Genomic DNA, 23,128 nt, shown 5'->3' with positions numbered 1-23,128 from the left:
AAAATCCCTTTATGATTCCTGCCTTTTATGGAAAAAGGAGGTACTCATAAAGGGATTTTTATATATCCGTCTGATCAGAATAATTATGATTCGTATTCTTTTTTCCTCTTCGGATTCATCGGGAACCAGCCTTTCAGAACACGTTGCCGCTGTTCGAACAGCTCCTTGATGGTCCAGAAGGAAGAGAATGAAAATACTCCCAGCAGTGTTGAAATCAGGATATCACTTATCAGTATGGAACCGGTGATGCCTGCAATGCCTAGCAGCAGGAAAATCCACCAGCAGCGGGTTCCCCAATAATATTCGGCTTTTATCACTACCGGATGAAACAATCCGATAATCAGAAAAGTACAGATGCCGATGACGATACCTCCCACGTGATAGGTGTTCAGCCAATCCATTATTTGTTTTCGTTTTCTTTGCGGATAGGAATTTCTTTCTTGATACTCTGTTCCAGAGAAATCAGGGTTTCTGTAGCTGTTACACCCGGAATTTCCTGAATTTTGGAATTCAACAGTTCCATCAAGTGTTCATTATCTGTTGAATACAGTTTAGTTAGCATGGTATACGGGCCGGTTGTGAAATGACATTCTACAATTTCCGGAATCTTTTCAAGCTCGGCCACTACACTTTTATACATCGAACCTTTTTCAAGTTTGATTCCCACATAGGTACAAGTACTGTACCCCAAGCTTTTCGGGTTTACATGGTACCCGGAACCGATAATTACTCCCAAATCAATCAGGCGTTGTACGCGCTGATGGATTGCCGCACGGGATACACCGCAGTCTGCTGCGACATCTTTGAACGGTATACGTGCATTCTGAGATATAATCTCAAGAATTTGTTTGTCTAGGTTGTCAATTTTTTCCATATAAAGATAAGCAATCTTATTTTTTTAGTATCATTCTGTAAGCAAATATAGCTAAACTTTTTTAAGTAATTATGTTTTTTTTCTAAAAAAGAGTGAAAATATAGCTATTAGTAGATTAATTGCTTGATTTCTGCAATTTTTTTTCGTCTTTCAAAAGAAAATGTGTCACAATGAGTATCGTAGTAACTCAATAGTTCATAGGATTTTTTCAACAGCATATTACCTGTTTCCGGATTGGTCTGCAGGGTGTAGTCAAAGTAAAATAATTCTGACAGCATCTCCACTCTCGGAAGGAAACCTTTTTCCGGAAAATCGTTCTGTAGCTGCATGAGTATGAACTCTACATCCTGTTCATAAAAAAAACTGGCAGGCTGCATGAAGAAAGCACGGTACATGCTGTTGGCCTGTAATTGGAGTTCGGGGGTATTTTTCTTGTCGCGTTCTTCCTTCAGTTTTTCAATTGCTTCGAAAAACTGGCGTATCAGTCGTTTTATATAGTCTCTTTCTAGCATATAATCAGGATTTTTAATTGGCAAATATACATAATTTATGTGGGTTTCATTTAAAATATGGATGTGTTGGCTGCCGGGCTTATTATATTTTATATATTTGAGAAATTTTAGCTGACTGTAAATGAGGAAAGATATGTTTAGAATGTTATGGTTTTGGGTCTGCATTGTGTTTCCGTCGGTATGTATGGCTGGCAGTGGCATAACAGGCGGAAAAGAGGATGTGAGGTTGTCGGATATGGATGCTGTCTGGAAGAAGAAAGAACAGGTGGAAGGTGCAATATTGCGTACGACGTTTCCGGACAGAAGGTTCGATATTGTACGGTACGGAGCTCAGAATGGAAAAGATGTGTCCGAGGCAATCCGGAAAGCCATTTCCGACTGTCATGAACAGGGTGGAGGTATGGTTGTCATCCCGGAAGGGGTTTTCTATACCGGTCCGATCCATTTGCTTTCGGATGTGAACCTGCATCTGGAAGAAGGAGCCGTACTGAAGTTCTCTACCGATCCGGCCGATTATTTTCCGGCTGTAGCGACCCGCTGGGAAGGTGTGGACTGCATGGCACAGTCGCCTTTGATTTATGCCAAGGGGCAGACCAATATCGCAGTAACCGGGAAGGGCATTCTCGACGGTCAGGCCTCAAAGGAAAACTGGTGGGGAAAACGTGCCCGGACGTCGGAAGCCGACAAGAAACTGGGACGTTTGATGGGTAAGGAAAAACTCCAGTATTGTGAGCAGAACAGGATACCGTTGGAGAAACGCATCTTTGACGAGAAGGACGAACTGCGTCCGCAGTTTATCCAGTTTTACCAATGCGACAGGATTCTGATAGAAGGCGTGACGTTACACAATGCTCCGTTCTGGTTGCTGCATCCGCTGTTGTCGAAAAATATTGTGGTGAAGGGGGTTACACTGGACAGCCATGGGCCGAACAATGACGGTTGTGATCCGGAATCTTGTGAAAATGTACTGATAGAGGACTGTGTCTTCAATACGGGTGATGACTGCATCGCTGTCAAATCCGGGAAAAATAACGACGGGCGTGCCTGGAATGTTCCCAGCCGGAATATTATTGTCCGCAACTGTATCATGAAGGATGGGCATGCGGCTGTAGCTGTAGGCAGTGAGATATCGGGCAGCTGTTATAATGTGTGGATGGAAGACTGTGTGGTAGGAAGTGCCGGGATGGACCGGCCTTTCCGGATAAAGTCGAATGCGCTTCGGGGAGGTGTGGTCGACGGCTTTTATATCCGTAACGTGAAGATTTCCGAGTGCAGACAGGCTGTATTGAAACTGGAATTGAAATATGAGAAGGTGGTTTCGGGAGATTATTATCCTTTTTTCACCAATATCGTATTGCAGAATGTAACCTGCGACAAGAGCAGGTACGGTATTTGGGTCGACGGACTGGAAGACCGGACGTGTGTAGGGACGGTCTTATTGGAAAATTGTCATTTGAAGGGGATTACCGATCCGGGAATAAACAATGTGACCGGTGTACGTAATCTGATCCTTGATTCATGTACGTTTAACGGCGTCAGCTTGTAACAGCTGTATTTTCAGCCGATTCCGGTTGCAATATCGGCAATTGTCTTATCTTTGTAGAATCTTATGAATTCTGGAACTATGCATCCGTTGGAATTGTTTAACTATTGTCCGAAATGTGGGTCATCCCATTTTGAGGAGAACGATGAAAAGTCGAAAATTTGTGCAAGCTGCGGTTTCGTCTATTATTTCAATGCAAGTGCGGCTGTAGTGGCCTTTATCTTGAATGGAAAGGGTGAACTGCTGGTTTGCCGCCGGGGAAAAGAGCCTGCGGAAGGAACACTCGACCTGCCTGGAGGTTTCATTGACTTGTATGAAACTGCCGAAGAAGGCATTGCTCGGGAAATACGTGAAGAAACCGGTCTGGAAATGACAGAGGCAAAATACCTGTTCACATTGCCGAATACTTATTTGTATTCCGGATTTCTGGTACATACGCTGGATTTGTTTTTCCTTTGCCGGGTAAAGGACGACAGCCGTCTGCTGGCAATGGACGATGTGGCCGATTCTTTCTGGATGCCGTTGGAGCAGATCTGTACGGAAGAATTCGGACTGGATTCCATACGGAAAGGGGTGGGCCGTTTCCTGGAGGGATATAAAAAAGAAATGAAACAATAAGAAATCTTGATATGAAGAATAGAAAACATGCGTTGATAGCGGGTGCCATGTGCCTGCTGCCCATGATGGCGGTAGCGCAACAGACGGAGCCGCTGACCGGTGCCCGTAGGCTGTTTGATGACGGAAAGACATTGTTCCTGCGTCATGATTATGCGGCGGCACAGCAGACTTTGTTAAAGTATATTGAACTGGAACCTCAGACCTCCTTTTCGGACGAGGCCGCATACATGTTGGCCTGTACCGCTTATGAGCTGAAGGCTCCTGACTGTATCGCTCAGCTGGAACAGTATCTGGTTGATTATCCTGAGTCCAGATATGCTAATCGTGTCCAGTCTCTGATAGCTTCCGCCTATTTCTTTGCGGAAAAGTATCCGGAAGCTGTGGCCAGTTTTAAAGGCTGCGATATCGAACTGCTGGATGACAGCGAACGGAATGCCTGTGCATTGCGCCTTGCCACAGCTTATCTGCGGATGGACCGGTTGAAGGATGCGGCGTTGTGGTTCAATATACTGAAGGAAGTCAGTCGTAAATATTATATGGATGCCGTCTATAATCTGGCATACATCGATTATGTAGAGAAACGTTATGATTCGGCATTGGCGGGTTTTGAAGAGGCTTCCGCCTCTCCCGGATTTGCGGCTTTATCGCCGTACTATATTGCGGAAATCAATCTCGTGAAAGGTAATTCCCGGAAAGCTCTTGAGGTGGCTTCCACTTATCTGGAAACTTATCCCGGGCAGGAAAAGGCCGTTGAAATGAAACGTATCCAGGGTGAAGCTTATTTCAAGATGAAACAGTATGCACAGGCTGCGAATGCTTTGGAGGCTTATCAGCGGGAAGTGGGGGCCGGTGCTTCACGGGAGGCATTGTATGACCTGGGTATGAGCTATTATTATACGCATGTCTATTCAAAGGCGGCCGTATGCCTGGGAGAGGCTGCGGCAGGGCAGGATGCCTTGACCCAGAACGCTTACCTGCATATGGGACTGGCTTATCTGCAGCTGAAAGACCGGGATCGTGCTCGTATGGCTTTCGAACAGGCGTCTACGATGGATTATGACAGGGAAATCAAGGAACAGGCGCTTTACAATTACGCATTGAGTATCCATGAAACATCTTATTCTCCGTTTGCCGAATCGGTCACAGTCTTTGAACGTTTCCTGAATGAATATCCCGGGTCACAATATACCGACAAGGTGAATGACTATCTGATTGAAGTCTATATGAATACGCGCAGCTATCAGGCGGCCTTGAACTCCATTGCCAAGATCAGTCATCCGAGCGACCGTATTCTGGAAGCCAAGCAGAAGCTGCTGTTCCGTATGGGTACCCAGGCTTTTGCACAGGCTGCTTTTGAAAATGCGATAGATTATTTTACCCGGTCTCTGGAACTGGGACGTTATAACCGTCAGACGAAAGCCGATGCCTATTATTGGCGCGGTGAATCGAAATACCGTCTGGAACAATATCAGGGAGCAGCCTCCGATTTACGCATGTATCTGGAATTTGCTACGGGAAAGACCACTGAGGAATATGCATTGGCACTTTATAATCTGGGCTATACGGCATTCAAGCAGAAGCAGTATGCCGGTGCTCTGACCTGGTTTACCCGTTGTGCCGAGTCGTCCGTTCCGAAACAGAAAGCCGTAATTGCCGATACATATAACCGCATGGGCGACTGTAATTTTTATGCACGTCAGTTTGATGAGGCACGCCGGCTGTACGCCAAGGCCGTTGAGGCAGATCCGTCGTTTGGAGACTATTCGTTGTTCCAGGAAGCCTTTGTATTGGGGTTGCAGCGTGACTATAACGGAAAGATACAGGCATTGAACCGGATGCTTACAACCTATCCGTCATCGGAGTATATCGATGATGCCTTGTATGAACAGGGACGTGCCTTTGTTCAGTTGGAAGACAGCAAGGATGCGATAGAACGTTATTCTACATTGTTACAGCGCTATCCCGATAGTCCGCTGGCCCGTAAGGCAGCCAGTGAAATAGGTTTGTTGTATTATCAGAATGACCGTTATGATGAGGCGATTGCTGCCTATAAGAAGGTGATAACCTCTTATCCGGGCAGCGATGAGGCACGGATGGCTCAGCGTGACTTGAAATCAATCTATGTAGACCTGAACAAGGTGGATGATTATATGGCGTTTGCCTCTTCTATTCCGGGTGGCGCCAACTTTGATGTGAATGAACGTGATTCGCTTACCTATACCGCAGCCGAACGTGTCTATATGAAAGGGAATCTGGCAGAGGCTAAAAGTAGTTTTACCCGTTATCTGCAGTCGTTCCCCCAAGGTGCTTTCAGTGTGGATGCCCATTATTATCTGGGTCTGATTGATTATAATGAAAAGAATTACCGGGAGGCGGCCGTGCATCTGGATAAGGTCCTGGCATATCCCGACAATAAATATGCCGGTGAAGCAATGGCAATGAGTGCCGATATGGCCTATACGGACAAGGACTATGCCAAGGCTTTGAACATTTATAGGCAAATGGCCGATAAGGCGACAGCCCAAGATGCGCGCATTGAGGCGTTGACCGGTGCTTTGCGTTGTGCCTGGATGCTGAATGAACCGGAGGAAGTCGTTGGACTGGCATCTTCTGTCCTGGCGCAGAACAAGCTGAATCCAGAACTTGAAACGGAAGCGCGTTATTACCGGGCAAAAGCTTTGTTGAAAGACGGAAAGGGAACAGAGGCGGTAAAGGATCTGGAAGTGCTGGCGAAAGATACACGTAACGTTTATGGAGCTGAAGCCAAATACCTGCTGGCACAGTATTATTTTGATGAAGGGAATACGGCCGAGGCAGAGAAGGAGATACTTGATTATATCGATGTGAGCACTCCTCATGCATACTGGCTGGCACGTAGCTTCGTCCTGCTGTCAGATGTTTATATGAAACTGGGGCGTAATCTGGATGCCAAGCAGTATCTGTTGTCCTTGAAACAGAATTATCAGGCCGATGACGATATTGCGGAGATGATAGAGACGCGACTTTCTAAACTTAACAAGTGATTAAAGATATGAAACATATATCAGCTATATTATTATGCGCAATGATGCCTGCGGGTGTCTTGTTTGCTCAAAGCCAGCCGGAAGACTCGACGTTGAACCGTACGGTAGTGGTCGAAAATCAATATAATCCAGAAGTGATGGATGCCTATAAGGTGAATGTCCTTCCGAAGATAGAGGAACCGGCTGTCGCAAAGAAGGATATCGATTATGCAATGTCTGTCCGTCCTCTGGTGGGATGGCAGTCGGCCCCGATGGAGCTTGTTTCGAATGGTCCGGTACAGGATAAGGCGCTGCCCGGTTATGTACGTTTGTCGTATGGAAACCGTAACAATACCGATATCAAACTGTCGTATCTTTGGAATATGACCGATAGGGACAGACTGGATGTCATGGGGTCTTTTTATGGATTCAGCGGGAATGTGGCTTCCCTGAACGAAGGAGAATGGGATTGGAAATCACGTTTTTTCCGTACCGATGTGTCACTAGGTTACAGGCACCGGTTCGATAAGGTCAGTCTGATGCTTGGAGGAGCTTTCGGGTCACAGGTCTTTAATTATATGCCTTATAGCGCATCGGAACCGTCTTCCGTCCTTTCATCGGCTGTGTCACAGCGTTATTCGATGGGTGAAGGTTATGTAGGGATTGCATCGGAAGAGAATGCTTTCCCGCTTGATTTTGCCTTGCAGACAGGTTTCCGTGGCTTTGGATACAGGCATGATACCCGGTTCCTTCCGGAAACTTCACAGCATACAGTCCATACGCAAGGATTTGTAGGAGGGACCATCAATGATGGCCAGCGTATTGATGTGGCTTTTGTCATGGACAATGTAATGTACGATGCCTATTGGAAAGATTACACGCTGTTGCAGTTGAATCCCTATTATACCTATCGGACCGATGAACTGAATTTACGGTTGGGGGCACATGTGGACTGGCAAAGTGCGAACGGCAGTGGCATAAAGGCGGCTCCGGACGTGAAGTTGGACTATACCTTTGCCGATTCGTATGTGGTGTTTGTACATGCTGTGGGCGGTGCCCGTCTGAATGATTTTTTTGGATTGAATGAAATCACTCCCTATTGGATGCTGTATGAACCGCTCCGTTCCACCTATACGTATCTGGATGCTACGGCCGGCTTGAAGGCTTCCCCGGTAACAGGGTTGAAATTTGATTTGTATGGGGGATATAAGTTTTTGAAGGATGAAGTATTTGCTTTACCGGGGGTAGGCGATAATTATGCTGATCTTGCAGGTACCGGTTCTTCTGTGCCGGACGCTTTGTATACAATGCTGGGGCAGGGTGATGCCCGGGTTGCTTATGTAGGAGCTGGAATCGGATATGGTTACAGAGGAATGTTCGATTTTTCGGTAGCCGGGCAGTATAACAGCTGGAATCCTGAAGATGGAACCGATAATTTCCTGATGCTCAAGCCTCAGTTTACATTGGATGCTTCGGCCGATTTCAAATTGCTGGACGGCTTACATGCAGGTATAGCCTATCAGTATGAGGGTCGTGTGAAAACAGATTGGGCAGAAAGGCTTGATCCGGTGAATAACTTGTCGGTATCGGCTACGTACAGCATTTTGGAACGTCTGAACGTCTTTGTACGTTTCAATAACCTGTTGAACAAAGATTATATAACTTCTACCGGTTATCCGGTCCAGGGATTCAATGTGATGGCCGGAATCAGCTGTCGTTTCTGACGTTGGGGTAACTGTTGTTGGAAGAATGGAGATTGCCATTTGTCCCGCATGAATGAAAAATGCGGGATTAATGGCAGTTTTTTTGTCTTTTCATTCCTTTTGTGTGCTTTTGTTACAGCTTTTATTGCATTTATGGATAAAATTTACGAAAAAAAGCAGAAACGTTTTGTATTACAAGGTGTATTTCGTCTTTTTTCATACATTTGCTGAGAATTTATAAATGGAATACATCGAATTATGCAAAATAATCTAGTAATAGTCGAATCTCCGGCGAAGGCAAAGACCATTGAGAAATTTCTGGGAAATGGTTATAAAGTGCTTTCAAGTTACGGCCATATTCGAGACCTGCAGCAGAAAGCATTCAGTATCGACATAAAAAATAATTTTACTCCGATTTATGAGGTTCCGGAAGATAAAAGAAAACTGGTCGCCGAGCTGAAGAAGGAAGCGAAGAAAGCTGATGTGGTGTGGCTGGCATCCGATGAGGACCGTGAAGGAGAAGCTATTTCATGGCATTTGTTTGAAGTATTGGAGCTGGATCCGAAAAAGACCAAGCGTATTGTATTCCATGAAATTACCAAGAACGCTATTCTGAAAGCCATTGAAAATCCGCGTGACATTAATGTAAATCTGGTGAATGCGCAGCAGGCACGCCGTGTACTTGACCGTATTGTAGGTTTTGAACTTTCTCCGGTATTATGGAAGAAAATCAAACCCTCGTTGTCGGCCGGACGTGTGCAGTCGGTTGCCGTACGGCTTATTGTGGAGCGTGAGCGTGAAATCCAGGCTTTTGTGAGCGAAGCTTCCTATAAGGTTACCGCTATATTTACCGATGCTTCGGGATCTGAAGTCAGGGCGGAACTGGGCCGGCGTTTTAAAACAAAGAAAGAGGCCAAGGATTTTCTGGAAAGTTGTAAGGATGCAGAGTTTACTATTGAAGATATCAATACCCGTCCGATGAAGAAGTCACCTGCTGCTCCGTTTACCACTTCTACGTTGCAGCAGGAAGCTGCCCGTAAGTTGGGATATACGGTTGCACAGACTATGATGTTGGCACAACGGCTGTATGAAAACGGACAGATAACCTACATGCGTACCGATTCAGTCAACTTGTCGGATCTGGCACTGAATACAAGCCGTGAAACAATCTTGTCACTGATGGGTGAGAAATATGTACATACCCGTCATTTCACGACAAAGACCAAGGGAGCTCAGGAGGCGCATGAAGCAATCCGTCCGACCTATATGGCACATGAATCGATTGAAGGTACGGCCCAGGAGAAACGTTTGTATGATTTGATCTGGAAGCGTACGCTGGCTTCACAGATGGCTGATGCCGAACTGGAAAAGACTACGGCAGTGATATCTATCAGCGGTCATGAAGATACGTTTGTTGCTGTAGGAGAAGTTGTGACGTTCGACGGTTTTCTGCGTGTATATAAGGAATCGCATGATGACGATGTGGAACAGCCTGAGGGCGAAGGACGTCTGCTCCCGGCCCTGGAAGTTGGTCAGATGCTGGATTGTAAAGAAATTACAGCAACGGAACGTTTTACCCAGTGTCCTCCCCGTTATACGGAAGCTAGCCTGGTGCGTAAGCTTGAAGAGTTGGGTATCGGTCGTCCGTCAACTTATGCTCCGACAATATCTACCATCCAGCAACGTGGATATGTGGAGAAAGGAAATCGTGAAGGAGTAGAACGTAATTATGAGATTCTGTGTTTGAAGAATGGAAAGATTGAGGAAAGTACGAAAACAGAAATGGTGGGCAGTGAGAAAGCCAAACTGTTGCCTACCGATGTAGGTATTGTGGTCAATGATTTCCTGAAAGAGTTCTTCCCCAAGATAATGGACTATAATTTTACGGCCAGTGTCGAGAAGGAGTTCGATGAAATTGCCGAAGGTGAGAAAGTATGGACCAATGTGATGAAACAGTTCTATGAAGGTTTTCATCCGCAGGTAGAACAGACGATGAATTCCAAGATGGAACATAAAGTAGGTGAACGTTTGCTGGGAACCGATCCGGTGAGCGGCAAGCCGGTTTCAGTGAAGATAGGCCGTTATGGGCCGGTTGTACAGATCGGTGCAGCCGATGATGAAGAGAAACCCCGTTTCGCCCAGTTGAAGAAAGAATATTCATTGGAGACCGTTACACTGGAAGAAGCTTTGGATCTGTTCAAGCTTCCCCGTACGTTGGGTGAATATGAAGGCCATACTGTTACGGTAGGAACCGGACGTTTCGGACCGTATGTTCGTTTTAACAACAGTTTTGTTTCTATTCCGAAAGGAACCGATCCGATGTCAGTGACACTGGATGATGCTATCAAACTGATACAGGAGAAACAGGAGGCGGAAGCGAAACGTGTAATCAAGGTCTTTGCCGAAAATCCGGATATGCAGGTTCTGAACGGACGTTACGGTCCTTATATCTCTTATCAGAAGAAGAATTACAAGATACCCGATAAGGTAGAAGCGGCCGATTTGAGCCTGGAAGCTTGTTTTAAAGTTATTGAGTTACAGAAAGAAAAAGCAGAAACCCGTAAGACGCGGGGCGTTACAAGAAAAAAGTAATGAGACGAATCTTTTTGATCGGTTATATGGGGTCGGGCAAGACTACGTTGGGAAAAGCCTTTTCACAGGCCGAACAGTTGCAGTTTATAGACCTTGACTGGTATATTGAAGAACGTTTCCATAAAACGGTCCGGGAAATTTTTGCCGAGAAGGGAGAGGACGGATTCCGTGAAGTGGAAAAAAGAATGTTGCATGAAGTCGGTGAGTTCGAGAATGTACTGATTGCGGCGGGTGGAGGTACGCCTTGTTTTTTTGATAACATGGAATATATGAACCGTGTGGGTGATACGGTGTTTCTGGATGTAGATCCGAAAGTCTTGTTCCGCCGTTTGAAGGTAGCTAAAGCAAAGCGTCCGCTTTTGGCCGACAAGACCGATGATGAACTGATGAACGTAATAACCGGTGCACTGGAACAGCGTATGCCTTTTTATGCCCGGGCCAAATATCGCTTTAATGCCGAGTTGTTGGAAAGTTCGGAAGAAATAAAGGACTCGGTACAACGTTTGAAAAATTTATTAGATAAAAATAAGTTATAAACTTAGACTTTTATGTTGTGAAATGAGAAAATGGCGCATTGAAGATTCTGAAGAGCTCTACAATATTACAGGGTGGGGCGTTTCATACTTTGGTATTAATGACAAAGGTCATGTGGTGGTAACTCCTCGAAAGGATGGTGTGGCTGTCGATCTCAAGGAACTGGTCGATGAGCTTCAGTTAAGGGATGTCACTGCTCCCATGTTGATACGTTTCCCTGATATTCTGGACAATCGTATCGAAAAGATCTCCAATTGTTTTAAACAGGCTGCCGAAGAATATGGCTATAAGGCACAGAGTTTTAACATCTATCCCATTAAGGTAAATCAGATGCGTCCGGTGGTTGAGGAAATCATCAGCCACGGGAAGAAATTCAATCTGGGACTTGAAGCCGGATCGAAGCCTGAACTTCATGCCGTGATAGCAATCAATACGGATTCTGATTCGTTGATTATCTGCAATGGCTATAAGGATGAAAGTTACATTGAACTGGCTCTGCTGGCCCAAAAGATGGGAAAACGTATCTTTCTGGTTGTAGAGAAGATGAATGAACTCCGTCTCATCGCACGTATGGCTAAACAACTCAACGTCCGTCCGAATATTGGTATACGTATCAAGCTGGCTTCTTCGGGTAGTGGGAAATGGGAGGACAGTGGCGGTGATGCCAGTAAATTCGGCCTGACTTCGAGCGAATTGCTAGAAGCGCTTGATTTTATCGAAAAGAAGGAGTTGAAGGATTGCCTTAAATTGATTCATTTCCACATAGGAAGTCAAGTTACCAAGATTCGCCGTATAAAGACTGCTTTGCGTGAGGCTTCCCAATTTTATGTACAGTTACATCAACTGGGATTTCCTGTAGAGTTTGTCGATATAGGTGGCGGTTTGGGGGTAGATTATGATGGGACACGTTCGTCTACCAGTGAGAGCAGTGTAAATTACTCTATCCAGGAATATGTCAATGACTCCATCTCCATTATGGTAGACGCGAGCAACAAGAACAATATACCTCATCCGAATATCATTACGGAAAGCGGCCGTTCACTTACGGCACATCATTCGGTTCTGATTTTTGAGGTGCTGGAAACAGCTTCTTTGCCGGAAATGGATGAAGAGTTTGAAGTAGGACCGGATGATCATGAACTGGTTCATGAATTATATGATATTTGGGATAATCTGAGCCAGCCCCGTATGCTGGAGGCTTGGCACGATGCACAGCAGATCCGTGAAGAAACGTTGGATCTGTTCAGCCACGGGATCGTGGATTTGAAGACACGTGCACAGATTGAACGTCTGTTTTGGTCTGTCTGTCGTGAAATTAACCGTATAGCATCGGGACTGAAACATGCCCCGGATGAATTCCGTAATTTGGATAAGCTGCTGGCTGATAAGTATTTCTGTAACTTTTCCTTGTTCCAGTCTTTGCCGGATTCATGGGCCATCGATCAGATTTTTCCTATCATGCCTATCCAACGTCTTGACGAACGGCCGGACCGTACGGCTACTTTGCAAGACATAACGTGTGATTCGGATGGTAAAATTGCCAATTTTGTAACGAGCCGTAATGTAACTCATGATTTGCCGGTACATACTATTAAAGGAAAAGAGTCTTATTATATAGGAGTATTTCTGGTAGGAGCCTATCAGGAGATTCTGGGTGATATGCATAATCTGTTTGGCGATACGAATGCCGTGCATGTGAGTGTGGATGATAATGGATATACCATTGATCAGGTTATTGACGGTGAGACAGTGGCTGAAGTGCTGGATTATGTACAGTATAATCCAAAGAAACTGGTCCGTACGCTTGAAACATGGGTGACCAAGTCGGTGAAGGAAGGTAAGATTTCGCTCGAGGAGGGCAAAGAGTTCCTTGCCAATTATCGTTCAGGATTGTATGGATATACTTATTTGGAATGATGTATAAATTTTGGATGCAATGAAAGAAAAACTGACTGTTATAAAAGTAGGTGGAAAAATCGTAGAAGAGGCTGAGACATTGAACCGGTTGCTGACCGATTTTTCGACTATCCCGGGATATAAGGTTTTAGTACATGGCGGCGGACGCTCGGCCACAAAAATAGCGGCTCAGCTCGGAATTGAAAGTAAGATGGTAAATGGCCGGCGTATTACCGATTTGGAAACCTTGAAAGTGGTTACTATGGTTTATGGTGGGTTGGTGAACAAGAATATTGTGGCCGGTCTGCAGAGTAAAGGGGTGAATGCTGTGGGGCTGACAGGTGCCGATTTGGATGTGATTAGGTCGGTCAAACGTCCCGTAAAGGATGTGGATTACGGTTTTGTCGGTGATGTAAAATACGTGAATTCCGGAGTGCTTGCCAACCTTATCAGTCAGGGATTTGTTCCGGTGATGGCTCCTTTGACCCATGATGGAGAAGGACATATGCTGAATACCAATGCCGATACGATTGCCGGAGAAACAGCCAAGGCATTGGCTCAGGCCTTTGATGTGACGTTGGTTTACTGCTTTGAAAAGAAGGGTGTGCTTCGCGATGAAAATGACGATGATAGTGTAATACCGGTCATTACGCCTGAACTCTTCAGACAATATGTTGCTGAAGGAGTGATTCAAGGAGGAATGATTCCTAAATTGGAAAATTCTTTTTCTGCAGTTGAGGCCGGAGTCAGTCAGGTTGTAATAACCTCTGCATCAACGATTAACGCGGATGCGGGAACAATTATCAAAAAATAAATTGAAAAAATAGGCGGGTGAGTGTAACTTTTGTTCTACTCACCCGTCATTAGTATAGAAAGCGATGCGAAAGATTAGTTTTCGAAACGATATATTGCCGCTTAAGGACAAGCTTTATAGGTTGGCATTGAGAATTACACTCGATAGTGCCGAAGCGGAGGATATTGTGCAAGATACTATGATTCGGGTTTGGAATAAGCGTGATGAGTGGGAAGAGCTTGATTCGGTTGAGGCTTATTGCCTTACGGTTGCCAGGAATCTGGCGATTGACCGTAGCCAGAAGGGTGAGGCCCAGAATCTGGAGCTGACTCCGGAAACGCAGGATGTACCTGACGCATTGACTCCCGACAGAAAGTTCGAGCAGACAGAACAGCTGAAGATTATTCATCGTCTGATTAATGAACTTCCCGAAAAGCAAAGGACCATTATCCAGCTTCGGGATATAGAGGGGAAAAGTTACAAAGAAATAGCCGATGTGTTGCAGCTTACGGAAGAGCAGGTCAAAGTGAATCTTTTTCGGGCGCGGCAACGGATAAAAATGAAATATAACGAAATTGATACCTATGGATTATAAGTATATTGAACAACTTTTGGAGCGGTACTGGAATTGCGAGACCTCTTTGGAAGAGGAAGAGATTCTCCGTGCTTTTTTCCATCAGAAGGAGATCCCTTCCTATCTGCTTCGTTATAAGTCATTGTTTACTTATCAGGAAGCAGAAAAAGAGCTGAAACTGGGAGATGATTTTGATGAACGTGTCCTTGCCGAGATAGAACGTCCGGTAGTGAAGGCAAAACGTCTTACACTCCAATCCCGTTTTATGCCTCTGTTCAAGGCTGCGGCTGTGATGGCTCTGCTGTTTACTATCGGCGGAGTGGTAAAACATTCTATGGGGGATGGGAAAAACGGTGTAGTTTATGTATACGATCAGTTTGATAATAAGACGGACGATCCACAGGTGGCGTATGAGACTGATACGGTGAAGGCTCCTCTTAAGGTTCCGTTGAAGACTCCTATAGAGAAATAACACTTAGAACATTTTCATTTGCTTTTATATATAAATAGTTAGTGCTTATATAAATAAAAAACGTGATGAGGCTGTGAAGTTTCAATTCTCTCAAATTTAAATTACTAACTCAATACATAAGAAAGGATTACCGCGTGAGCAGTAATCCTTTCTTGTTTTTATGAAGATTTTTTATAGGGATTTTAATATCTTTGTTTTTGGATGGCTACAAAACGTATCATATCGGATAAGGAGTTTGGTAAGATTATCATTCGTACTCATCGTTTGGCCCGTAATATTTCGATGAGGGTCAAACCGGACGGACTGTATCTTACGGTGCCTCCGTATAGTAAGACCGAATATGTGATGGAGGTGATAGGCCAATACCGTTCCCGCCTGCTGGAATCTTATAAGAAGATTGAAAAGCCTTGTATCGATTTTGATTTTTCTATTCAGACCGAATGTTTCCGGCTGACTTTGGAACCGGGTAAAGTGCATTGCTTTACTGTCAGGCAGACTGATGACGGAATGAAAATATATTGTCCGTCTGATACGGATTTCAGTAATGAAGGAGTACAGAAACTGGTGCGTAGCGCTATTGTCCGTGCCATGAAACGTAGTGCCGAAGCCTATTTACCTGAATTGTTGAAAATGTGGTCGGACCGTGTCGGACTTCCTTATAAAAAAGTGCGCATTAATGCGGCACGGAGCCGATGGGGAAGCTGTACTGCTTCCCGGACCATCAATTTGTCCTGTTATTTGATGCTGGTTCCAGCCCATTTGATGGATTATGTGATTCTGCATGAACTGGCTCATACCCGTGAAATGAATCACGGTCCGCAGTTTTGGGAGTTACTTAATGACATGACCGACGGATTGGCACTTCAACTCCGGAAAGAATTGCGTAATTACCATACGGCTTTCTGATGTCGGTATCATCTGTTCGCTATTGATTTAAATCAAGTAATTTGGAAAGAAAGGAAGGGAAGTCGGTTGTGTTGATTTTTCATTTCAATTGGAAGCATTACTTTTGCAACACTTTTAGAAATCAGAGAATAAGAGGATATAATTGAATGAAAAAAAGTTTGTTGGCACTGGCTTCCGGTACGTTGGGACTGGGTATCGCGGAGTTTGTGATGATGGGTGTTTTACCCAATGTCGCCCATGATCTGGGTATCAGTATTCCACAGGCAGGACATTTTATTTCGGCTTATGCCGTGGGGGTATGTGTGGGAGCTCCGTTGATGGTTCTGGTGGCGCGTACACGTCCGTTGAAACAGATCCTTTTAGGATTGGCGGCTATCTATGTTTTGGGAAACCTTTTTGCTTCCCTGTCTCCCAATTATTGGACTTTGCTTGTCATGCGCTTTGTCTGCGGATTGCCTCACGGAGCCTTTTTCGGTGTCGGATCCATTGTGGCAGAGAAGATTGCCGATAAGGGAAAAGCATCCCAGGCTGTTTCGTTGATGACTGCCGGGATGACTATAGCCAATTTGTTCGGGGTTCCTTTCGGTACCATGTTCAGTAATATGTTCTCATGGCGTCTGCCGTTCATGTTTAATGCGGTATGGGGTATTTTGGTGTATATTCTGCTTTGGAAATGGATACCCGGTTTACCTGCATTGCCGGACAGTGGGTTGAAGGGGCAGTTCCGTTTTCTGACTCATCTTGCTCCGTGGCTGATTATCCTGACTACCATGTTCGGTAACGGGGGTGTATTCTGCTGGTTCAGTTATGTAACTCCCCAAATGATTCACGAAGCCGGTTTCTCGCCCGAGAATATGACACTGATTATGATGTTTGCCGGTCTGGGAATGACGATCGGTAATCTGGTGGGCGGAAAGTTTGGCGATCTTTACGGGTTGGCGCCTGTTATCAGGATGACGCAGGTGGTCATGATTCTGGCATTGCTGGGTACTTATTTCTTTGCCGGGAATCCCGTGCTTTCTGTATTGTTGATGTTTGTCGGGACTGCTGCCTTGTTTGCGGTTTCACCTCCCCAGCAGTTATTGTTGCTGCAGAATTCACGTGGGAGTGAAATGATGGGGGCGGCTTGTGTGCAGATCGCATTCAATCTGGGAAACGCTTTAGGCGCTTATGCAGGTGGCCTTCCAATTGATGCCGGAATGGGGTACCGTTATCCGGCTTTGGTAGGTGTCTTTGTCGTTATGCTGGGACTGGTTTGTGTGTCCGTTTATGTACGTTGCGAGAAAATGATGGGACGTCAGGCTTGATAATCTATAGATAAAAATATTATAGTAATGGCATATCCGTTTGCGAACGGGTATGCCATTAATGTTTATTCCGACCTCAGGTTTTCGGTCGGATTCATGCGGGAGGCCTTCAACACCAGCAGTGAAGATACAGCCAGAACTATGATCAGTACGACAAGGACACAGCCTGCAAACAGATACCAGGACAGGGATATTTTGACAGCAAACAGCTGTAACATGCGGGAGCCGATTTTGGCAGCAAGCAATGCTCCGATAAGGGTTGCCGGAACCGCAATTCTGAGCAGGTCTTTCAGGAACAGCTGCTGTATTTTGCTTACGCTGGCTCCATGGATAATGCGGATGGCAATTTCTGCACGGCGTCGGGCCACTTCATCACGGATATAGGCTGTCAGACCAATCAATGCAATGATCAAGATACAGATGCCTGCAAAAAGTACGGAATCGCGTACATGAAGTATGGAGTCGTACATATTCCCCATTTCCAGTCCCAGACTATATACTTTCTTGTCTTGGCTCGGCATGGTACGGGTAACGATATTCTGTATCTGCTGAATCTTTTCAGGAGTCATTTCTTTCAGGCGGATGAAAACCTGATAGCAGGGCTGAGGATTATAGAACATGACTGTAGGGCGTTCTTCAACCTGTTCGGCTATCTGTGGACCTAGGTGGATATCTTCATATACGCCACAGATGACTGATGGTCCCTGATGCCCGGAGAGGAAGAATGTCTTACCTATGGGGGAATCTTTCCATCCGGCCAGCTGGTTCATTTTTTCAACGAACTGACGGCTTACCATGGCTTGTTGCGTAACGGTATCTTTCCAGTCGGGAATGAACCCATTTCCTTCAATAATCGGAATATCGAATAGTTTATGGTAGTCGGAGCCTACATCATACATGTCGGCTATGTTCATGTAAGCCTGACCGGTCTCGTTATCATAGACATTGTTTCCCGAGCAACTGTTGTTGGGCATCTGATAGCCCCAGGTCACTTCCTTTACGTTAGGAATCTTTTTCAGTTCCTCTACACAACGGTCACGTTCAACTTGCGGAATTCCTGAAACAGAGGTATAGAAAACATCTTTGTATGCAAACCCCGTTTTATAATTGGTCAGGGTATGGTATTCCAGTCCGATCACCGTCAGGATAGATATGAAGAAGGTGGTAAGCAGGAACTGGAAGAATAGCAGTGCCAGTTTCCAATGGCGTTTGCTCTCAGTATAGCGGCGGTATGCATAGGTGACAGGTATACGTGTATAGAGATATCCCGGTACCAGTCCGCAAAATAGCAGGACGAGTATCACCACTCCCGCACAGATCAGTATGGTAGCTGGAGGGAAAAGGGCGGATAGGCTGTGCCCTGTCTGTTTCTGCAGGAAATCCTGCAGACCGAATATAATTAATATGGCTATAATCAGTCCAAGTACACAGTGGAAGGCCGATTCGAACAGAATCATTTTATAGATATTAGCCGATCCGGCTCCATAGCACCGGTAAGTGGCGATGGATTTGGCACGGTTCACCATGGAAGAAATGGTGAGCAGGATATAGTTCAGTACTGATACGGCCAGCATGACCAAGGCAAAACTGAGGAATACGATGTTCATGATCCGGTTATACGACGAAGAAGAAAAGATACTTCTTATCGGTTCGGAATAAATGCGTATCTGTGCAGCTTTGATTTGGGCAAGATTTTCCGGAGGGCAATGTGAAATGAAAATCTGTTGTGCCTGTTTGTCGAAATCTTCGATCGGGTATCCTGGTTTGAGCCGGATATAGCTTGAGTAGCGGTCGTTCCCCACCCAGTTGTTGCTGCCGTCCCACATCAATTGTCCGATGGTTGGCATAGCTACAAGGATATCCATTTGCGGCAGATGGGTATTTTCGGGAAGTGCCTCGAAAACTCCTGTTACGGTTATCTTGAATTGTGGAAAAATTTTCCATGTCAATGTTTTTCCGAGGATATCATGGCCCAGCACTTTGAGCAGCTTGTCCGAAATATAGGCATTGTTAGCCTGGGCAAGCCCTTTGTGAGGATCTTCTCCCATCAGAATTTTACGCGGAAATACATCAAAGAAGGCGGTATCGCACAAGTAGCTGTTGGCTTGGATTTCTTTGTTCGTTTCCGTAAGCAATTCCATGCCGGATTCGATGGGAGTGAAGCGTGTTGCTGCCTCAATATAGGGACTCTCTTTTTTGAGTCCGGGGGCGAGAGCTCCGGCTGTCTGTCCGTAGCGTACTTCCTTGCCTACTTCCGCCTGATATAGTTCTCCGAGGCGATAGGTATTTTCGGCCTGTGGAATAAAGGTATCGTAGCTCCTTTCAAATATCACCTCAGCCAACATTGCAAGGCCAATGGCCATTCCTACTCCCAGACAGAGTATTTTTATCATATTTGCATTTCCTCGGTGGAGAAGGAACTGTAATGCTTGTTTCATGTTTCTTGATATTTTATCATTACATGTTGATTTTACATTTCAGCAATGGAAGATACAATTTGTCCGTCGAAAAGATTGATGATACGGCTGGCGAAACCTGCATCACGCTGGCTGTGGGTTACCATGACGATGGTAGTGCCTTCCTTGTTCAATTCGGTAAGCAACTCCATCACTTCCTGTCCGTTTTTGGAGTCCAGGTTACCGGTAGGTTCGTCGGCCAGAATTATTTTCGGTCCCGAAACGACGGCCCTGGCTATGGCTACACGCTGTTGCTGACCTCCCGAAAGCTGTTGCGGATAATGTTTGGCACGGTGGCTGATGTTCATGCGCTGCAGTATTTCGTTTACTTTTTTCTTGCGTTCGTCGGCTGGAATGTTGAGGTAGGTAAGCGGAAGTTCCACGTTTTCGAATACGTTCAGCTCGTCAATCAGGTTGAAACTTTGGAATACAAAACCGATATTGCCTTTCCGGACGTTGGTACGGTCTTTTTCTTTCAAATGTCCCACTTCTTTGTTGTCCAGGTAATAGTTGCCCGAAGTAGGGTTGTCCAGCAGGCCGAGTATATTCAGCAAGGTAGATTTTCCACATCCGGATGGTCCCATGATGGCTACGAATTCCTTCTCTTTTACTTCGAGGTTAACCTTATTCAGGGCGATGGTTTCTACTTCCGTTGTACGGAATGTCTTGCATAAGTTTTCAATCTTGATCATAATGGTAATTATTAATTTGTTATTATTTATTCATAATGGAATTGTCCCGAATTCGGGTCTACTGTCGGATTGCCGGCCGCTTTCCGATAGTGCTGTACTTCCGATTAGGGAATTTCGCATTAGAGTACCCGGTAAAGCTTATCGGTGACTCCGGTAATGTATTTTGTTTTTAACTCCTTCAATTGGTTGGTTTTATGATTATATAGCAAAGTGTATGCCATAGATTTAATTTGTTGTATATTAGTTAGTTATATATTTATTATTTTGACTTATGTCTAATAATTTGACACTTGGTGTATAATTTTTAGACACATTTCCGGTAATGACGGTTCCGATGCGGATAATGAAAAGAAATTCCGTAGAAAGAATCATAATCTCATGCGTTGCATATTTATGTGAAATTCTTTATATTTGCCGTTCACCAATTTCGCATTTGCTATGGAACTACTCAAAAAATTTTCTTATTTCCTTTTTGTCTTACTGGTTGTTTTGGGCAGTTTTTCTTGTAGAAAGAGCAATGATGAACCGGATGCGCCGTCTGTCCGGAAGACACTTTTCATGTATATGCCCTGGTCGGGTAATCTGACATCTTATTTTTATGATAATATTTCTGATATGGAAAATGCCGTAGCCCGGGTCGGATTGAAAAATGAAAGGATTATCGTTTTTATCTCTACTTCGGCTTCGGAGGCAGTTATGTTTGAACTGAAATATGAAGGTGGAAAATCTGTCCGCGAAACCTTGAAAAAATATACTTCTCCCGCTTTTACTACAGAAAACGGACTGACTTCCATCCTTAATGATATGAAATCATTTGCTCCTGCAGCTGAATATGCTATGGTCATCGGTTGTCATGGAATGGGTTGGCTTCCGGTATATGGAACAGGCAGCAGGTCGGATATTCCTTTCAAACCTCATTGGGAGTATACCGGCGGGCCGTTGACGCGTTATTTCGGTGGACTTACACCAGTATATCAGACGGATATCACGACACTTTCAGGTAGTATTTCACGTGCCGGGCTGAAGATGGAGTTTATCTTGTTTGACGATTGTTACATGTCGTCTATTGAAGTAGCTTATGAACTGCGTCATGTAACTGATTATCTGATAGCTTGTCCTACCGAGGTGATGGCTTTCGGCATGCCTTATTCTACTCTTACAGTATTTGCTCGGTGAACCGGACTACCGGTCTGTTTGTGATGAATTTTACCGTTTCTATTCCAGTTACCAATATCCTTATGGCACATTGGGTGTTACCGACTGTTCCGAGCTGGATGCTATGGCGGCTTTGATGAAGGAGATCAATTCTATCTGTACATTTGATAATTCTGGTAACGGGTCTGTGCAGCGTATGGATGGATATGATCCGGTCATTTTCTATGATTTCGGTGATTATGTAAGGCAGTTATGTGCCGGCCATCCGGGTTTGCTTCAGGCTTTCGACCGTCAATTGGCCAAAGTTACGCCCTATATGGTTCATACAGAGAAATTTTATTCTGCAAGAAGCGGTCCGTTGCCGATTCATGTCTTTTCGGGAATCACTACTTCGGCTCCAAGTACAAATCCCCAAGCTGCCGGTTGGGTAAATACATCCTGGTATCAGGCTACTCATTGATCGGGAAGGTTAATTATTCCCGTATTCGGATAGGGGATACTTTCTTTTTATTGGAATCGTTGTTGTTTGCCGGTGTGCACATTGTCTTATCCGGGAATGTCACAGGGCATTCTACCGATAATGGCTCTTTATTACAAGAGGAATAACGGCCAGAAATTGTAGTTTGATTTCGGTGGGTTGTTGAAAAGCTTTTTATTTACTGGCTTTGTAAGTTATGGTATTTTCTATGCTGGAATATCTTAGGGAAGCAAGTTTTCCAAACACCTTGTCGTTTTGTTTGAAACGTGCGTTCATTTTCCGTAGAAGATGAAGTCGTTTTGTGTATGATTCCAAGTTGAATTTTGCAGAAGATGAAGGTGTTTTCAGGAAATTCCAGGTTCTTTTCCGCACGCCCGTGCGCATTGCGCATGCGTGCGCCCGAATAGAAGTATGTGTACTCCGTAAAGGCCCCTTCAGTGCCTCCGGAAAAATCTTCCTCCCTATATTCCTGCCTTCCAGCGTGTTACAATCTCGTTACATAAAATCGGGAAAAATTTTCGGCGTGAGGCTTGCGGAATTCCGAAAAGTGCGTACCTTTGCAACCGCTTTCGAGAGAGAAACGCGGTAAAGATGCAAATCTGAGACTGACACAGTGTAAGCGGAGAGCGGACGTAAGGCGCTGCACCGAGTATCTTACCTTGCATGGAGGCAAGGGAGCGAGAAAGGATAAGCCCGGAATCCGCGGCCTGAATTTCCATTGTTGTTTACATACAATGGAGACGCGCTGAAAAATTTTTCCGAAAAAAATCTTCGAAAAAATTTGGATGTTAGAAAAATCCGCCTTACCTTTGCAACCGCTTTCGAAAAGGAAGCAGGATCTTTGAAAGACTTTAGATAAACAAACAAGATGTAGTACAAGAAGGTCATGACCCCTTGGGGTTGTGATTGAATGAAAGAACCGTCAATACTTTATAATAATAAGGTAAAGAAATCGGCATCCTGGACAGAGCAAAACAAGGTACATACCTTCGGGTATGTGTCTGAAAAAGATATTCTACAA

General features: G+C 44.9%; 17 protein-coding genes and 1 pseudogene. 13 read left to right on the top strand and 5 right to left on the bottom strand.

From position 1 onward, the window contains the following. Positions 1–83: 83 nt before the first annotated feature. The 3 genes from BQ7489_RS11575 to BQ7489_RS11565 form a co-directional block, all read right to left on the bottom strand. Positions 84–401, bottom strand: a complete 318-nt coding sequence (locus BQ7489_RS11575; RefSeq protein WP_072531125.1) for a DUF4491 family protein — start codon at positions 399–401, stop codon at positions 84–86. Next, positions 401–874: an Lrp/AsnC family transcriptional regulator gene (locus BQ7489_RS11570; RefSeq protein ID WP_072531124.1), complete on the bottom strand. Its 474-nt coding sequence runs from the start codon at positions 872–874 to the stop codon at positions 401–403. Before BQ7489_RS11570 ends, BQ7489_RS11575 begins: the two co-directional genes overlap by 1 nt. A 107-nt stretch (positions 875–981) precedes the next feature. Next, positions 982–1,386 (bottom strand): hypothetical protein, encoded by a 405-nt coding sequence (locus tag BQ7489_RS11565; RefSeq protein WP_072532163.1) that lies wholly within the window; start codon positions 1,384–1,386, stop codon positions 982–984. 133 nt (positions 1,387–1,519) lie between these two features. Between BQ7489_RS11565 and BQ7489_RS11560 the strand changes: the two genes are divergently transcribed. From BQ7489_RS11560 to araJ, 12 genes are all read left to right on the top strand, one after another. Continuing rightward, positions 1,520–2,932, top strand: a complete 1,413-nt coding sequence (locus tag BQ7489_RS11560) for a glycoside hydrolase family 28 protein (protein ID WP_239496949.1) — start codon at positions 1,520–1,522, stop codon at positions 2,930–2,932. A 78-nt stretch (positions 2,933–3,010) separates the two neighbouring features. After that, a complete protein-coding gene (locus BQ7489_RS11555) occupies positions 3,011–3,547 on the top strand; it encodes an NUDIX hydrolase (RefSeq protein ID WP_072532161.1) in 537 nt (178 codons plus the stop codon). Positions 3,548–3,558: 11 nt separating this feature from the next. Next, on the top strand, positions 3,559–6,570 hold the full coding sequence (locus BQ7489_RS11550) for a tetratricopeptide repeat protein (RefSeq protein ID WP_072531123.1): 3,012 nt from the start codon (positions 3,559–3,561) through the stop codon (positions 6,568–6,570). An 8-nt stretch (positions 6,571–6,578) separates the two neighbouring features. Beyond that, the gene (locus BQ7489_RS11545) at positions 6,579–8,273 is read left to right on the top strand and encodes a TonB-dependent receptor (RefSeq protein WP_072531122.1); all 1,695 of its coding nucleotides are present in this window, start codon (positions 6,579–6,581) and stop codon (positions 8,271–8,273) included. 237 nt (positions 8,274–8,510) lie between these two features. Continuing rightward, on the top strand, positions 8,511–10,844 hold the full coding sequence (topA, locus tag BQ7489_RS11540) for a type I DNA topoisomerase (RefSeq protein ID WP_072531121.1): 2,334 nt from the start codon (positions 8,511–8,513) through the stop codon (positions 10,842–10,844). Beyond that, complete coding sequence (locus tag BQ7489_RS11535) at positions 10,844–11,380, top strand: shikimate kinase (RefSeq protein ID WP_072531120.1); 537 nt, start codon at positions 10,844–10,846, stop codon at positions 11,378–11,380. Before topA ends, BQ7489_RS11535 begins: the two co-directional genes overlap by 1 nt. A 22-nt stretch (positions 11,381–11,402) precedes the next feature. Beyond that, the gene (speA, locus tag BQ7489_RS11530) at positions 11,403–13,295 is read left to right on the top strand and encodes a biosynthetic arginine decarboxylase (protein ID WP_072531119.1); all 1,893 of its coding nucleotides are present in this window, start codon (positions 11,403–11,405) and stop codon (positions 13,293–13,295) included. A gap of 19 nt (positions 13,296–13,314) precedes the next feature. After that, on the top strand, positions 13,315–14,088 hold the full coding sequence (gene argB / locus BQ7489_RS11525; protein WP_072531118.1) for an acetylglutamate kinase: 774 nt from the start codon (positions 13,315–13,317) through the stop codon (positions 14,086–14,088). A 64-nt stretch (positions 14,089–14,152) separates the two neighbouring features. After that, positions 14,153–14,662, top strand: coding sequence for an RNA polymerase sigma factor (locus BQ7489_RS11520; protein WP_072531117.1), 510 nt, complete (start codon positions 14,153–14,155; stop codon positions 14,660–14,662). Beyond that, positions 14,652–15,113, top strand: a complete 462-nt coding sequence (locus BQ7489_RS11515; RefSeq protein ID WP_072531116.1) for a hypothetical protein — start codon at positions 14,652–14,654, stop codon at positions 15,111–15,113. Before BQ7489_RS11520 ends, BQ7489_RS11515 begins: the two co-directional genes overlap by 11 nt. 201 nt (positions 15,114–15,314) lie before the next feature. Continuing rightward, positions 15,315–16,019: a M48 family metallopeptidase gene (locus BQ7489_RS11510; protein ID WP_072531115.1), complete on the top strand. Its 705-nt coding sequence runs from the start codon at positions 15,315–15,317 to the stop codon at positions 16,017–16,019. A 146-nt stretch (positions 16,020–16,165) separates the two neighbouring features. Then, on the top strand, positions 16,166–17,326 hold the full coding sequence (gene araJ, locus BQ7489_RS11505) for an MFS transporter AraJ (RefSeq protein ID WP_072531114.1): 1,161 nt from the start codon (positions 16,166–16,168) through the stop codon (positions 17,324–17,326). 65 nt (positions 17,327–17,391) lie between these two features. Here araJ and BQ7489_RS11500 read toward each other — a convergent pair whose 3' ends face one another. Both BQ7489_RS11500 and BQ7489_RS11495 read right to left on the bottom strand, forming a co-directional pair. After that, positions 17,392–19,764 (bottom strand): ABC transporter permease, encoded by a 2,373-nt coding sequence (locus BQ7489_RS11500; protein WP_072531113.1) that lies wholly within the window; start codon positions 19,762–19,764, stop codon positions 17,392–17,394. A gap of 32 nt (positions 19,765–19,796) precedes the next feature. Further along, positions 19,797–20,474, bottom strand: a complete 678-nt coding sequence (locus tag BQ7489_RS11495) for an ABC transporter ATP-binding protein (RefSeq protein ID WP_072531112.1) — start codon at positions 20,472–20,474, stop codon at positions 19,797–19,799. Between the two features lie 438 nt (positions 20,475–20,912). Between BQ7489_RS11495 and BQ7489_RS11490 the strand changes: the two are divergent. Beyond that, a pseudogene (locus BQ7489_RS11490) lies at positions 20,913–22,089 on the top strand (clostripain-related cysteine peptidase). The last annotated feature ends 1,039 nt before the right edge of the window (positions 22,090–23,128 follow it).

Source organism: Bacteroides ilei, assembly GCF_900128495.1.
Taxonomy (GTDB): Bacteria; Bacteroidota; Bacteroidia; order Bacteroidales; family Bacteroidaceae; genus Phocaeicola; species Phocaeicola ilei.
Note: the sequence above shows the minus strand (reverse complement) of the source record. Positions and strands in the feature narration are given on the sequence as shown.

Excerpts from the sequence above, each read along its gene's own strand:
- BQ7489_RS11560 (WP_239496949.1), top strand. The coding sequence starts at position 1,520 with ATGTTTAGAATGTTATGGTTTTGGGTCTGCATTGTGTTTCCGTCGGTA.
- BQ7489_RS11565 (WP_072532163.1), bottom strand. The coding sequence starts at position 1,386 with ATGCTAGAAAGAGACTATATAAAACGACTGATACGCCAGTTTTTCGAA.
- BQ7489_RS11570 (WP_072531124.1), bottom strand. The coding sequence starts at position 874 with ATGGAAAAAATTGACAACCTAGACAAACAAATTCTTGAGATTATATCT.
- BQ7489_RS11550 (WP_072531123.1), top strand. The coding sequence starts at position 3,559 with ATGAAGAATAGAAAACATGCGTTGATAGCGGGTGCCATGTGCCTGCTG.
- argB (WP_072531118.1), top strand. The coding sequence starts at position 13,315 with ATGAAAGAAAAACTGACTGTTATAAAAGTAGGTGGAAAAATCGTAGAA.
- BQ7489_RS11515 (WP_072531116.1), top strand. The coding sequence starts at position 14,652 with ATGGATTATAAGTATATTGAACAACTTTTGGAGCGGTACTGGAATTGC.
- BQ7489_RS11520 (WP_072531117.1), top strand. The coding sequence starts at position 14,153 with ATGCGAAAGATTAGTTTTCGAAACGATATATTGCCGCTTAAGGACAAG.
- BQ7489_RS11545 (WP_072531122.1), top strand. The coding sequence starts at position 6,579 with ATGAAACATATATCAGCTATATTATTATGCGCAATGATGCCTGCGGGT.
- araJ (WP_072531114.1), top strand. The coding sequence starts at position 16,166 with ATGAAAAAAAGTTTGTTGGCACTGGCTTCCGGTACGTTGGGACTGGGT.
- BQ7489_RS11495 (WP_072531112.1), bottom strand. The coding sequence starts at position 20,474 with ATGATCAAGATTGAAAACTTATGCAAGACATTCCGTACAACGGAAGTA.
- BQ7489_RS11535 (WP_072531120.1), top strand. The coding sequence starts at position 10,844 with ATGAGACGAATCTTTTTGATCGGTTATATGGGGTCGGGCAAGACTACG.
- BQ7489_RS11500 (WP_072531113.1), bottom strand. The coding sequence starts at position 19,764 with ATGAAACAAGCATTACAGTTCCTTCTCCACCGAGGAAATGCAAATATG.
- BQ7489_RS11555 (WP_072532161.1), top strand. The coding sequence starts at position 3,011 with ATGCATCCGTTGGAATTGTTTAACTATTGTCCGAAATGTGGGTCATCC.
- speA (WP_072531119.1), top strand. The coding sequence starts at position 11,403 with ATGAGAAAATGGCGCATTGAAGATTCTGAAGAGCTCTACAATATTACA.
- topA (WP_072531121.1), top strand. The coding sequence starts at position 8,511 with ATGCAAAATAATCTAGTAATAGTCGAATCTCCGGCGAAGGCAAAGACC.
- BQ7489_RS11510 (WP_072531115.1), top strand. The coding sequence starts at position 15,315 with ATGGCTACAAAACGTATCATATCGGATAAGGAGTTTGGTAAGATTATC.
- BQ7489_RS11575 (WP_072531125.1), bottom strand. The coding sequence starts at position 401 with ATGGATTGGCTGAACACCTATCACGTGGGAGGTATCGTCATCGGCATC.